The organism is Methylibium rhizosphaerae (assembly GCF_006386545.1).
Classification (GTDB): Bacteria; Pseudomonadota; Gammaproteobacteria; order Burkholderiales; family Burkholderiaceae_C; genus Pseudorivibacter; species Pseudorivibacter rhizosphaerae.
The window spans coordinates 122,538-134,459 of the sequence record NZ_SWAR01000004.1; the positions used below are offsets into that span (position 1 = coordinate 122,538).

General features: G+C 69.6%; 13 protein-coding genes. 3 read left to right on the plus strand and 10 right to left on the minus strand.

Annotated features, from left to right (window positions below; translation table 11 throughout):
* Positions 1-5: 5 nt before the first annotated feature.
* From E8D38_RS04185 to E8D38_RS04220, 8 genes are all read right to left on the minus strand, one after another.
* Positions 6-986, minus strand: coding sequence for a glycosyltransferase family 2 protein (locus tag E8D38_RS04185; protein ID WP_140626481.1), 981 nt, complete (start codon positions 984-986; stop codon positions 6-8).
* Positions 980-2,731, minus strand: coding sequence for a carbamoyltransferase family protein (locus tag E8D38_RS04190; RefSeq protein ID WP_140626482.1), 1,752 nt, complete (start codon positions 2,729-2,731; stop codon positions 980-982). Before E8D38_RS04190 ends, E8D38_RS04185 begins: the two co-directional genes overlap by 7 nt.
* A complete protein-coding gene (locus E8D38_RS04195) occupies positions 2,728-3,957 on the minus strand; it encodes a glycosyltransferase family 9 protein (RefSeq protein WP_140626483.1) in 1,230 nt (409 codons plus the stop codon). The genes E8D38_RS04190 and E8D38_RS04195 overlap by 4 nt, the downstream gene beginning before the upstream one ends.
* A complete protein-coding gene (locus E8D38_RS04200; protein ID WP_140626484.1) occupies positions 3,947-4,546 on the minus strand; it encodes a D-glycero-alpha-D-manno-heptose-1,7-bisphosphate 7-phosphatase in 600 nt (199 codons plus the stop codon). The genes E8D38_RS04195 and E8D38_RS04200 overlap by 11 nt, the downstream gene beginning before the upstream one ends.
* Positions 4,543-5,280: an SDR family oxidoreductase gene (locus E8D38_RS04205; RefSeq protein ID WP_140626485.1), complete on the minus strand. Its 738-nt coding sequence runs from the start codon at positions 5,278-5,280 to the stop codon at positions 4,543-4,545. Before E8D38_RS04205 ends, E8D38_RS04200 begins: the two co-directional genes overlap by 4 nt.
* Entirely contained in the window at positions 5,277-6,611 is a 1,335-nt protein-coding gene (locus E8D38_RS04210; protein ID WP_425462746.1) for a glycosyltransferase family 4 protein, read from the minus strand. Before E8D38_RS04210 ends, E8D38_RS04205 begins: the two co-directional genes overlap by 4 nt.
* Before the next feature lie 157 nt (positions 6,612-6,768).
* Complete coding sequence (locus E8D38_RS04215) at positions 6,769-6,966, minus strand: hypothetical protein (protein ID WP_140626486.1); 198 nt, start codon at positions 6,964-6,966, stop codon at positions 6,769-6,771.
* A gap of 140 nt (positions 6,967-7,106) precedes the next feature.
* Positions 7,107-7,547 carry a response regulator gene (locus E8D38_RS04220; RefSeq protein WP_140626487.1) on the minus strand — a complete coding sequence of 147 codons (441 nt, stop codon included), beginning with the start codon at positions 7,545-7,547 and terminating at the stop codon, positions 7,107-7,109.
* A gap of 109 nt (positions 7,548-7,656) precedes the next feature.
* On the opposite strand from E8D38_RS04220, the gene E8D38_RS04225 reads away from it, so the two are divergent.
* From E8D38_RS04225 to wrbA, 3 genes are read left to right on the plus strand one after another with little or no spacing between them, the layout of a single operon-like run.
* A complete protein-coding gene (locus E8D38_RS04225; protein ID WP_140626488.1) occupies positions 7,657-8,223 on the plus strand; it encodes a hypothetical protein in 567 nt (188 codons plus the stop codon).
* 20 nt (positions 8,224-8,243) lie between these two features.
* Complete coding sequence (locus E8D38_RS04230) at positions 8,244-8,741, plus strand: DUF421 domain-containing protein (RefSeq protein WP_140626489.1); 498 nt, start codon at positions 8,244-8,246, stop codon at positions 8,739-8,741.
* Positions 8,742-8,780: 39 nt separating this feature from the next.
* Complete coding sequence (gene wrbA, locus E8D38_RS04235; protein ID WP_140626490.1) at positions 8,781-9,383, plus strand: NAD(P)H:quinone oxidoreductase; 603 nt, start codon at positions 8,781-8,783, stop codon at positions 9,381-9,383.
* A 120-nt stretch (positions 9,384-9,503) separates the two neighbouring features.
* Here the strand turns inward: wrbA and E8D38_RS04240 are convergent, their stop codons facing one another.
* Together E8D38_RS04240 and E8D38_RS04245 are read right to left on the minus strand one after the other, a co-directional pair.
* Complete coding sequence (locus E8D38_RS04240) at positions 9,504-10,730, minus strand: carbohydrate porin (protein WP_140626491.1); 1,227 nt, start codon at positions 10,728-10,730, stop codon at positions 9,504-9,506.
* Between the two features lie 73 nt (positions 10,731-10,803).
* Positions 10,804-11,922: an ABC transporter ATP-binding protein gene (locus tag E8D38_RS04245; RefSeq protein ID WP_140626492.1), complete on the minus strand. Its 1,119-nt coding sequence runs from the start codon at positions 11,920-11,922 to the stop codon at positions 10,804-10,806.

Consider the following 11,922-nt stretch of genomic DNA (forward strand, 5'->3'; position numbering starts at 1 on the left):
TGCGCCTACAGGTACAGCACGCGGAAGCGGATCGACCCCGCCAGCCGCCAGTAGACCGAAAGGAACGGAATGGCCGCCGAGGTGATCACCATTTCGGCCACGTGCGCCGGCGCATGGGAGGTGCCCTTCAGCCGCTCGTGCGCGAAGTCGACGATGCCGGCCAGCGCGGCCAGCAGCAGCAGCGCGGCCCACATGCCCGCGCCGGCCAGCGCCGCCACGCCGGCCCCCAGCGTGGCGGCCACGATGAAGTAGTAGCGCCAGGGCGGGCGGCGCCGCACCACCTGGCGGAAGCGCTGCGGATGCAGCTTGTAGAGCAGCGCATCGAAATACGCATTGGCCTGCTGCGACAGGCTCACGCCCCAGGGTGCCTTGCGCGCCGGGTGCACCACCACCGCCTGCGGCGCCTGGGCCACCGGCCCCACCAGCTCGGTGAGGCGGAAGTACAGGTCGGTGTCTTCGCGCCAGGCGCGGCGGAAGCGCTCGTCGAAGCCATGGATGGCTTCGAGCGCATCGCGTCGCACCAGGCAGTTGGCCGTCACGAATCCGGCTCGCTCCAGGCCCTTGGTGTTCTTCTCATGGTCGGTGGGTGCCTCCGGCAGGGGCACCACCACCCGGCCCCACACCGCCGCCAGGTCGTCGCGGGCCATCGCCTGCAGGCCGTTCCACAGCCAGTCGCGGTCGGGCACGGTGTCGTCGTCGGTGAAGGCGACGATGGGCGCCATCGCGAAACGCCAGCCGCGGTTGCGTGCACCCGCAGGGCCCTGCGTGTCGGGGGCGGTCAGGTAGTGCAGCGCCGGCACGCCGCGGGTGATGGAGGCCAGGCCTTCGACAAGGTAGCGGGTCTCCGGCGTGGGGGCGTCGTCCACCACGATGATCTCGTAGGCGGTGGGCACCAGGCTCTGCGCCAGCAGTGCCTCGAGGCAGCGCCGCAGCAGGTCCGGGCGCTTGTAGGTGGGCACCACCACCGACACCTGCAGCTTCAGCATCGGCTCTTCTCCAGCAGGAAGCTGCCGATCACGAGCGCATCGAGCGGCGTGCTCCAGAACGCGTTGAGCGCGTCGCGCGGCGAGTTGACGATGGGTTCGCCGCGCACGTTGAACGAGGTGTTCACCAGCACCGGCACACCGGTGGCGCGGCCGAAGGCCTTGAGCAGGTCGTAGTAGCGCGGGTTGGTGTCGCGCCGCACCGTCTGCACGCGTGCGGTGCGGTCGGCATGGCACACCGCCGGGATGCGCTGCGCCTTGTCGGGCGGCACGTCGTAGATGAAGAGCATGAAGGGTGCGCTGCCGCCGTTGGCCTGCGCCGGGCTGAACCATTCGGCGAGGTCGTCCTCAGGCACCACCGGCGCTACCGGTCGGAAATCCTCGCGGTCCTTGAGCTCGTTGAGCCGCGCCTGCATGTCGGGCGACAGCGGCGAGGCCAGGATGGAGCGCGCACCCAGGGCCCGCGGGCCGAACTCCATGCGGCCCTGGAACCAGCCGATGATGCGGTCCTGCGTGAGCAGCTTCGCGGTTTCTTCGGCCACGTCGTCGAGCCGGCGGTACGGCAGCTTCGACCACTTGAGCAGCGCCTCGATCTCGTCGTCGCCGTAGCCCGGCCCCCAGTAGGCATGCTGCATGTTCCAGTGCCGCAGGCGGCCGGTCTCGGCACGCTGGTGCTGCATGTCGATCCACAGCGCGGCGCCCAGCGCCGTGCCGGCATCGCCGGCGGCCGGCTGGACCCACACCTGCTCGAAGATGCCGGCATCGCGCAGCCTGGAGTTCATCACGCAGTTGAGGGCCACGCCGCCGGCCATTGCGAGGTGGCGTTCTCCGCTCACCTCGCGCAGCCAGCCGGCCAGCTGCAGCACCGTTTCCTCGAGCACCGCCTGCAGCGAGGCCGCGAGGTCGAAATGCGCCTGGGTGAGCGCTGCGCCCTTATGGCGCGCCGGCCCGAACAGCTCCACCGGGTCGAACGCTTCGATCTCGTAGCGGCCGGCATGGCTCACCTTCACCAGGCGGCGGAACTTCTCCAGGTACGAAGGACGCCCCAGCGCAGCCAGCGCCATCACCTTGTATTCGTCGCTCGAATGCAGGAAGCCCAGGTGGCTGGTGATGCGCTCGTACAGCAGCCCCAGCGACGTGGGCATCAGCACTTCACCAAGGGGGTGGTAATGGCCGTCGCGCCAGCGTCCGTAGGTGGTGGTGGCGTCCTCGCCGCGGCCGTCGAGCGTCATCACCGCGCAATGCTCGAAGGGCGCGGCCAGGAAGGCGCTGGCCTGGTGGCAGATGTGGTGCTCGACGAAGCTCCAGCGATACGGCCCCGGAAACGACACCCCGGCGAAGCGAGCCTTCAGGTGGTGCGGCGCGCCGCCGGCCAGCTGCCTCGGTGCATTGACGATGTAGCTGGCGAACAGCGGGTCCCATGGGTTTTCCCAGCCGCCTTCGGCGCGCCGCGCGGCAGAAGGCTCCAGCGGCAGCTCGATGGTGGAGCCCACGCTGCGGTCGCGCAGGAAGCGCCACGGGTCGTAGCTGTAGGCCACGTTGTCCACCTCGCCCAGCAGGATGCCGGCCTCGCGCAGGCAGTAGTCGATGGCATGGAAGGGCAGCTCCCAGGCGGTGAACGGCAGCGGCCGCTTGGCGTGCTTGATGCCGGTGAAGCGTTCTTCCTCGGCCGCTGCAATGAGTTGCCCGTCCTTCACCAGCGCGGCCGCGCTGTCGTGGAAAGCGGCATTGATGCCCAGCGTGATCATGATGCGAGCGCCGCTTGCGCGGTGGCCATGGCAAACACGGCACTGGCGGTGTTGCCCTCATGCAGCACACCGCCGTGTTCGTCTTCCTGCTCCGGCTCCCAGTGCTGCGGCTCGGGCTGCAGCTCGATCAGCTCGTGTGCCGCCTGCGCCACCTCCTCTGGCGTGACCAGCCGCAGGCAGTTGTGGTGGCCCTCAGGGCACACGCTCTTCAGGCAATTGCGGCAGGGCACGTCGCGGTTGAGCACCCGCGATGGCACGCGCCAAGGCGTGTGCTGCGGGTTCGTGAGGGCGTACAGGTCGACCACCGGCGTGCCCACCGCGGCGGCGATGTGCACCGGCCCGCTGTTGCTGGACACCAGCAGCTTCGAGTGCGCGATGAGCGCGGCCAGCTCGCCCAGCGACAGCTGTCCCGCCAGCGAGATGCCCGGCCGCTGCATGCGCGCCTGCGCCGCGAGCACGAGGTCTGCCTCGTCGGCGGTGCCGGTGAACAGCACATGGCAGTTGATGTCGTTCGCGATCAGGTCGGCGGCTGCGCCGAACTGGCCGGCCGGGTAGCGGCGCGACGGCGCGGTGGCGCCCGGATGAACCACGACCCACGGACGCTTCGGCGTCACGCCCCGCGTCTCGAGCTTGGCGCACAGGCTCACCAGGTCTTCGCTGCGGTAGTCGAAGCTCATGCGGTCGTCGTCGGTGCACAGGCCCACCGCCCCCACCAGCGCCAGCTGGCGCTCGACCTCGTGGCGGATGCCGGCCTGCGGCTCCGGGTCGGGCACCCAGTCGGTCAGCAGGCCGTAGGGGTTCTCGCGGCAGTGTGCGAGCCGCAGGCCGATGCCGGCCTGCCGGCACAGCATCGCGGCCGGCAGGGCGCTCTGGGTGTAGCAGGTGAAGATCACCGCGGCGTCGAACTGCTCCGCAGCCAGCCTGCGCACGATGGCCCATTCCTCGTCGGGCGTGGTGCCGGGCTTGCGCGCGGCCCCGCCCTTCATCCACGGTGCGTCGTAGGCGATCACGTCGTCCACGTCGTCGATGAAAGGCGCAAGCGTCGCACCCGAGGGCGACGCCAGCAGCGTGAGGTGCACGCCCGGCAGGCTCTGGCGCATGGCCGTCAGCGCAGGCGTGGTCATGAGCACGTCGCCCAGGTTGTCGAGCCGCACGGCCAGCACCTTGCGCACGCCGCGCCAGCGCTGCCTCACGGCAGCATCGAAGACAGTGGCTTCAGCATTCATCGTGTACTGCTTTCACTGGTTGGATGGGCGCCCCGCCGCCGTCTTCGCTCAGGATCACGTCGGCCGCCTCGGCGAGGTCGGCCACGCCGAAATGCGGCAGCCGCTGATCGGAAAGCCGCCATTCGGTCTCGTGGCCCACGTCGAGCATCACCGTGCGGCATCCGGCCCGGCGGCCGGCCTCCACGTCGTCGAGGATGTCGCCGACCATCCACGAGCGGCCGAGGTCGATGTCGTGTTCATCGGCAGCGCGCTGCAACATGCCCGGTGCCGGTTTGCGGCAGGTGCAGGGCGCGAGGCCGTGCGAAGCCGGCCGGTGCGTGCAGGCGTACAGGCCGGCCAGCTCGACACCCCGTTCGTTCAGCAGGGTCCGCAGCGCCTGCAGCAGCCGGTCGAGCGCCGCCCGGTCGAACAGGCCCAGCGCCACGCCAGGCTGGTTGGTCACGACAAAGAGCGCATAGCCGGCCCGCGCCAGCCGCTGCAGCGCCTCGACAGCGCCGCGGGTGAACGCCAGCAACGCCGGGTCCACGTTGTACGGCACGTTCTCGATGAGCGTGCCGTCCTTGTCGACGAAGACCGCTGCTCTCGTCATGGCCAGGAGGTCTCCTGCAGCGGCAGCACCATCATCTCGGGCACCACCGACTCGCGCGGCATGGTCAGCATGAAATGCACCGCCTCGGCCACGTTGGCCGGGTCCTGCAGGCGGGCCGGGTCGAGGTCGGGGAAGCGGTCGAGCAGGAAGGGGGTGCGCATGCCGCCGGCGATCACGGTGGACACGCGCACGCCCTGCGGCCGCAGCTCGGCATGCAGCGCATGCGACAGGCCCACCAGCCCCCACTTGCTCGCGTGGTAGGCGCTGGCGTTGGGCCAGGTGCGACGCGCCGCGGTGGATGCGATGTTGACGATGTGGCCGCCCTGCCCTCCGTCGGACGCACGCAGCGCCGCGAGCGCGAGCTTGCTCATCAGGAACGGCCCTTTGAGGTTGGTGGCGAGCACCCGGTCCCAGGCCTCGAAGGACAGCTCGTCGATCGGTGCGGTGACGTCGGTGCCGGCGTTGTTGACCAGCACGTCGAGGCCGCCGAAACGTTCGCACACGGCCTCGACGGCCGACCGTGCCGAGGCCAGGTCGGCCACGTCCAGCGTCAGCGGCAGGGCGCCCGCGCCGCCCGGGTCGATGCTGCGGGCGCAGGCTTCGGCGAGCTGCGGCTGCAGGTCGGCCACGGCCACCCGCGCACCCGAGGCGGCCAGCCTGCGTGCGATGGCCGCGCCGAGTCCGCGGCCGGCACCAGTGACCAGCACCACCTTGTTGTCGAGAACTGAAGTCATGACTGCACCGTCCGAGTGGTTTGATGAGAGGCCGGCGGCGCCTCGAGCACCAGCGCGCGATGGGCTGCCTGGTTGGCCTTGTGGGCGAGTGAAACGTCCTGCAGGGCCATGGCCAGCTGCTCGGCGACACGCTCCCAGGTGAAGGTGGACCGCACCCGCTCGAGGCCGGCGCGCCCCATGGCGCGGGCCAGCGCCGGGTTGTCGTGCAGCTCGGCGAGGCAGCGGGCCAGCGCCTGCGGGTCGTGCGGCGGCACGAGCTGCCCGGTCACGCCGTGCAGCACCGTGTACTGGATCCCGCCCACCGCCGAGCCCACCACCGGCGTGGCACAGGCCATCGCTTCGAGCGGCGTGATGCCGAAGGGTTCGTACCAGGGCGTGGTGACGAAGACGTCGCAGGCGGCGTAGTAGCGGCCCAGTTCGTGGCGCTGGCGCCGGCCGACGAACTGCACCTGCGCGGCCACGCCGAGCTCTCGTGCGATGCCGCGCAGCCGCCCGATCTCCGGCGTGACGGTCTCGTCGGGCTCGTCGGACTCGCCGCCTACCACCAGCAGCCGCGCCGGCACGTGTGCAGGCAGCTGCTTCAGTGCGCGGATCACGTTGTCGATGCCCTTGCGCGGCACCAGCCGGCCGAGCTGCAACAGGACGAACTCATGCTCCGCCAGCCCGAGCGAAGCACGCGCCTTCTGCCGGTCCATCGGCTGGAACTCGGCCGGGTCATAGCCGCAGGGCACCATGGCCAGGCGCTGCGGCTGCGCGCCATACAGGCGCACCAGGTCGAGCTCGTCCTGCGGGCACTCGGCCACCACGCAGTCCGCCTCGCGCACGAGCTGCCGTTCGATGTCGATGCGCTGCAGCGGAAAGCCGTCCGCCTGCCGCTGGTGCTCACGCCGCACCAGCCCGAGCGCATGGAAGGTGATGGCGAAGGGCAGCCCGAGCCGCCGCTTGAGCTGCAACGCCACCCAGCCGGACATGAAGAAGTTGGCGTGCACCACGTCGTAGTGCATGCGCTCGCCGCAGATGCGCTCGCAGGCGTCGCAGAACTGCGGCATGTAGGGCAGCAGCTGCTCCTTGGGAATGAAGCCCGGCCTGCCGGCGGGGATGTGCAGCACGCGCAGGCGCGGCTTCATTCGCACCACGGCGGGCACGTCGCGCGAATCGCGCCGCGTGAACACGTCGACACGATGGCCCGCGCGGGCCAGGCATTCGGCCATGTGGGCCACGTAGAGGTTCTGGCCGCCGGCGTCGACGCCGCCCAGCAGGGCCAGCGGTGACGCGTGCTCGCTGATCATCGCGATGCGCAGCGGTCGTTCGCAAGTGTTTGTTCTTTCCATGGTGGGGAGCCTTCAAGCGATGCTCCTCCACGGCAAGCGATGTACCTGCGCATGCCCGGGAAGCGTTGCACCCTGAAGCACCCCTTGCAGCGCCGCACGCCTGCTGCAATTTGTGCGAAGGCGTCGGCAACTTCTTCGATGCTCGCGGCGCGCGCCCTCAGCGGCTTTCGAGGAGGCCGCGCAGCAGCATGATCTCGCTGGCGGCCTGCGCGGCTTGTGTGCTGGAGGCTGCGGCGGCCGCTTCGTCGCCTTGACGGCGCGCCAGCACACCGGTCTGGTGCAACAGCATCTGCCGCTCGTGGAGCGCGCGGATGGCCGACCACAAGGCCTGCTCGGTGCTTTCTTCCCGGGCCATCTGCAGCGTGCGTGCAGCGCGCGCAGTGAGAAAGCGTGTCCGGTGTGACAGCGGATGATCTGGGCCGCGCGGCGGACGCGAAGCGTTCGCCGCCGGCTTCGATGCGCGCCTGAAGAAGCCGCTCGCGCTCGACCGGCTGCTCAGTACGCTGGTGCAGCTGAAGGCGCGCTAGCGGCCGCAGCAGCGGAAGGTGCGGCATCGGCCAGCAGGCCGAGCATGAGGTCGATGTCCACCGGCTTGGCCACAAAGGCATCGAAGCCGCTCGACAGCAGGCGCCGTTCGTTGTCACCGGCCGACAGGCCGGTGACGGCAATGAACTTCGGCTGCCGGTGGCCCGAGAACAGCTTGCGCAGCACCTGCACGGTCTCGGTGCCGTCCATGCCGGGCATGGTGATGTCCATGATGACCACGTCTGGGTAATGCTCGCTGGCCAGCTCCACGGCCGTGCGTCCGTCGTAAGCGGTGTACACCTCGCACGAGAGCGCAAGGCTCAGGACGCTGGCCAGGGTGTCGGCGGAATCGGCGTTGTCGTCTACCACCAGCACGCGGTACGGTTCAGAGACGGTGATCGAAGCGTTCATGGCGACGTTCCTGCAGTTGTACGTGTACGTTCATTCAAGGTCGCACTCACTGTGCGACCGAAGGGCAGGCAAATCCGGTGCGCGGCGCGAGGAACACCGATTGCCCGTGGTGAACCACACATCCCACGCCACCGGCATCGCGATGACGAAGGCCCCTTCACGCAAACCTGCGGCTGCACAGCCGCCTGAGCCGCCGCAGACCCCCACCCGGGTTCACATCGGCATCGTGCAGGCGGTGGGCGTACCGTTGCTCGCGCTGGTGCCGGCGGTGGCGCTCACCGGCCTGCTGGGCGAACGCCAAGGCCATGTCCGCAGCGTGTCGGCCGGCGGTGTGTCGCTGCAGGTGGACTACCCGGCGGTGCAGCGCTTTCGCACGCTGCGCGAACTCGGCATCACCGTGAGGAACGAGGGCGACACCACGCTGCCCATGACGACCTTGCAGATCGATCACTCCTACCTGGGAGCCTTCACCCGGGTGGAGACCACACCGGCCGTGGAAGAAGTGACGCCCGAGCACCACGAGGTGCCGCTCGGAGCGCTGCCGCCCGGCGAAGCGCGCCGCGTGGTGGCCACGCTGGAGGGTGACAAGTACGGCCGCCATGCCGGCCGCGTGAGACTCGTGGCCCAGCCCGGCAGCGACGTGGCGGTGGATGTGGCCACCGTGGTGCTGCCCTAGGAAGGGCGACGGACGACGATATGGAAACCGTGCTGCGCGTGGCCGTCATCTACCTGTTCGTGCTGGTGGGCCTGCGCGTGCTCGGCAAGCGCGAGTTCGGCCAGCTCTCGCCGCTGGAGCTGGTGACGCTGCTGATGATTCCCGAGATCGTGTCGCAGGCGCTGACCCGCGACGACTATTCGCTCACCAATGCGCTCATCGGCGTGTCGACGCTGTTCGTGCTGGTTTTCCTCACCTCGGTGCTGGTACACCGCTTCAAGAAGCTGGAGCTGGCGGTTTCGGGCGCGCCCACCGTGCTGGTGAGCCATGGCGAGCTGCGCCGTGACGCGCTCGACAGCAACCGTGTCACCACCGACGAGCTGTTCAGCGAGATGCACAAGTCCGGGCTCGACGAGCTGACGCAGGTGAAGTGGGCCATCCTCGAGCCAGACGGCCACATCGCCATCGTGCCGACCGACGAGGTGAGGCTCACGCCGGCCAGCAACCGCAGTTCGAAAGACAACCCGATCGTCGGCTGAGCGGGGCCCATCCCAACCCAGCATCAAGGAGCACTTCCCATGGCGAAGATCCTCGTCCTCTACTACAGCATGTACGGCCACGTGGAACGCATGGCACAGGCCGAAGCCGAAGGCGCTCGTGAAGTGGCCGGCACAGAGGTGGTGATCAAGCGTGTGCCCGAGCTGGTGCCGGAGGAAGTGCTGCGCAAGTCAGGCGCCAAGCTCGACCAGCAGGCGCCGGTGGCCAGCCCGCAGGAGCTGGGCGACTACCACGCCATCATCTTCGGCACGCCCACCCGCTACGGCAACATGACCGGCCAGATGCGCAACTTCCTCGACCAGACCGGCGCGCTGTGGCAAAGCGGCGCACTGGTCGGCAAGGTCGGCAGCGTGTTCACCTCCAGCGCCACGCAACACGGCGGACAGGAAAGCACCCTGCTCACCTTCCACCCCACGCTGCTGCACCTGGGCATGATCGTCGTCGGCCTGCCCTACAGCGACCAGACGCAGATGGGCATCGACGAGATCAAGGGTGGCAGCCCGTACGGCGCCAGCACCATCGCCGGCGGCAAGGGCGAGCGGCACCCCAGCGAACAGGAGCTCGGGATGGCCCGGTTCCAGGGGCGGCATGTGGCGGGGATTGCGGCGAAGCTGTTCGGGTAGGTCCCCGTCTCGACTGGAAAAAGCCGCCGGGCCGGCCCCCACGTCCCCGTTCGGTGGCAACCCACTGCGCGAGGTGAAGGCGGCCCGGGCGGGCCGCTTCGCGCCGGCCCGGGCGGAGACTCACCACCAGGACTCGGCCTGGATGCCCACGGACGTGCCCGACTTCTTGTCGGCATACACCTCGGCCAGGCGCCCGCTGAGCGTCTGCCGCGCCGCCTCGTTCCACACCGCGTGGGTCACGAACAGGCGGATGGTCGGGCGCGAACCGGCTTCGTTGCCGGCCGACACGGCGCCGGCCAGCGTGAGCTTGGTCATGTTGCGCGTGGGGCCGCCGTCGGTCTTGACCTGGTCGGTGCCCAGCTCGACGAGGAAGCGCAGCGGACCGCTGATGTGGGTGTCGGTGCGGCCGCCCAGCGAGTACCACTTGCTGTCGACACCGTTGTTGGTGTTGAGGCGGTACTCGCCGATCAGGTCCCAGGCGGTGCCCGCGCCCAGCTTGCCGGTCTGCTGCACCACGAGGCGGGTGTTCTTCACCTCGCCCTGCTTGTCGTGCTTGAAGCCCACCAGCGTGCTGCCGCCCAGCGTCCCGTTGATGCTCTGGTACAGGCCCACCGCAATGCCCTTGGGCTGGTCGGCCGGGTCCGTGCCGGTGACCTGGTTGCGGCTTTCGAGCTGGGCCGACGGCGTGACATACACCGACAGCGAGCCGTTGGGCAGCGTGGGAATGCCGGTCACGCGGATCGGCAGCGCGAAGCGGTTGTTGTTGGCCGTGTCGAGGTCGCGCGGGTTCATCATGAACGCGAATGACAGCTTGGCCGTGCCGCCCAGCTCGATGTCCTCGATGCCGGCGCCGTCGCCGTCGTTGTTCTCGAGGAACTGGTCGTTGATGCCCAGCTGCAGGCGGTTGTAGAAGCGCCGGCCCGCCCAGACCTTGCCGTTGCCCAGCATGGCGATCTTGTTGCCGTAGGCATAGACCTGGCCGAAGCGGGTGACCAGTTCGGTGGTGCCGCTGCCGGCCACGGTCTGGTCGCCCGGCGAGAGCGAGGTCTGGAACTCGCTGCCGCCCCAGGCGCGGTAGACGCTGGGCATGAAGTGCACGTACCAGTCGGAGCCTTCGTGGCTGGCGATCTTGGCGGCGAAGTTGGGTTCGATCACGTAGTCGCACTCGTTGCCCAGGCGCCATTTCGTGTCGGCGCCGGGCAGGCCGTAGCAGACCTGCGTGCCGCCGCGTGCGTTGACGCCGGTGCCGGCGCGGAAGTAGCCGCTGAAGTCGATGGGCGGCGCGGCAGAGGCCGCCTGGGCCAGCCCCGCCAGCGCGAGCGCAGTGAACAGCTTGGTCTTCGTCATTGCGATGTCTCCTTGGTCTCTCTTGGGGAAAACGCCGCCTCCTCGGCGGCAGTGGGTGGATTCATGCGTCACGTCAGGCGGCCTGCTTCAGCGGCGCGGCGAGCAGCGCGCGGCCTTGCGTGTCGAACAGGTGGACCATGTCGAGCTGCGGCATCACGCGCACCGCGGCTCCGGCCTGCAGCTGCCCGAGCAGCGCGGTCTGCTGCGGCGCGACGCGCATCGCGAAGGGCGCGCCAGAACCGGCCAGGCGCGCATGCACGATCACCGCGTCGCCCAGGTGCTCGACCATGCTCACCTGCGCCGCGAGGCCGGTCTCGCCCTCGCCTTCGGCCACCTGCAGGTGTTCGGGCCGCACGCCCAGGTGCAGGTCGCCCGCAGGGGTCGCGCCCGGCCACTCGATGCGGCCCGCGCCTTCGAACACGAGGCGCGTCGCGGAGCCGCCGGCGGCCGGCTCGGCGCGGCAGTCGAAGAAGTTCATGCGCGGCGAGCCGAGGAAGCCCGCCACGAAGCGGTTCGCCGGCGCGTTGTAGAGCTCCAGCGGCGCACCCACCTGCTCGATGCGCCCCTTGTTGAACACGGCGATGCGGTCGCCCAGCGTCATCGCCTCGACCTGGTCGTGGGTGACGTAGACCATGGTCGTGCCCAGCTCCTTGTGCAGGCGAGCGAGCTCGATGCGCATCTGCACCCGCAGTGCCGCGTCGAGGTTGGACAGCGGCTCGTCGAACAGGAACACGCGCGGCTTGCGCACGATGGCGCGGCCGATGGCCACGCGCTGGCGCTGCCCGCCCGACAGCGCGGCCGGCTTGCGGTCGAGCAGCGGCGTGATCTGCAGGATCTCGGCCGCCTGGCCCACCGCCTTCGCAACCTCCGCCTTCGACTGGCCGGCGAGCTTGAGCGCGAAGCCCATGTTTTCGGCCACCGTCATGTGCGGGTACAGCGCGTAGCTCTGGAACACCATGGCCACGCCGCGCTCGGACGCGCTCACCTGGTTGACCACGCGCTCGCCGATGGCGATCTCCCCGCCGGTGATCTCCTCGAGGCCGGCGATCATGCGCAGCAGCGTGGACTTGCCGCAGCCCGACGGGCCCACGAACACCGCGAACTCGCCTTCGGCGATGTCGAGGTCGATGCCGTGCACCACCGGCACGTCGCCGTAGTTCTTGCGCACCGCGCGCAGGCTCAAGGCCGCCAT

Excerpts from the sequence above, each read along its gene's own strand:
- E8D38_RS04240 (WP_140626491.1), bottom strand. The coding sequence starts at position 10,730 with ATGACGAAGACCAAGCTGTTCACTGCGCTCGCGCTGGCGGGGCTGGCC.
- E8D38_RS04215 (WP_140626486.1), bottom strand. The coding sequence starts at position 6,966 with ATGGCCCGGGAAGAAAGCACCGAGCAGGCCTTGTGGTCGGCCATCCGC.
- E8D38_RS04200 (WP_140626484.1), bottom strand. The coding sequence starts at position 4,546 with ATGACGAGAGCAGCGGTCTTCGTCGACAAGGACGGCACGCTCATCGAG.
- E8D38_RS04230 (WP_140626489.1), top strand. The coding sequence starts at position 8,244 with ATGGAAACCGTGCTGCGCGTGGCCGTCATCTACCTGTTCGTGCTGGTG.
- E8D38_RS04195 (WP_140626483.1), bottom strand. The coding sequence starts at position 3,957 with ATGAATGCTGAAGCCACTGTCTTCGATGCTGCCGTGAGGCAGCGCTGG.
- E8D38_RS04185 (WP_140626481.1), bottom strand. The coding sequence starts at position 986 with ATGCTGAAGCTGCAGGTGTCGGTGGTGGTGCCCACCTACAAGCGCCCG.
- E8D38_RS04190 (WP_140626482.1), bottom strand. The coding sequence starts at position 2,731 with ATGATCACGCTGGGCATCAATGCCGCTTTCCACGACAGCGCGGCCGCG.
- E8D38_RS04210 (WP_425462746.1), bottom strand. The coding sequence starts at position 6,611 with ATGGAAAGAACAAACACTTGCGAACGACCGCTGCGCATCGCGATGATC.
- wrbA (WP_140626490.1), top strand. The coding sequence starts at position 8,781 with ATGGCGAAGATCCTCGTCCTCTACTACAGCATGTACGGCCACGTGGAA.
- E8D38_RS04205 (WP_140626485.1), bottom strand. The coding sequence starts at position 5,280 with ATGACTTCAGTTCTCGACAACAAGGTGGTGCTGGTCACTGGTGCCGGC.
- E8D38_RS04220 (WP_140626487.1), bottom strand. The coding sequence starts at position 7,547 with ATGAACGCTTCGATCACCGTCTCTGAACCGTACCGCGTGCTGGTGGTA.
- E8D38_RS04245 (WP_140626492.1), bottom strand. The coding sequence starts at position 11,922 with ATGGCGGCCTTGAGCCTGCGCGCGGTGCGCAAGAACTACGGCGACGTG.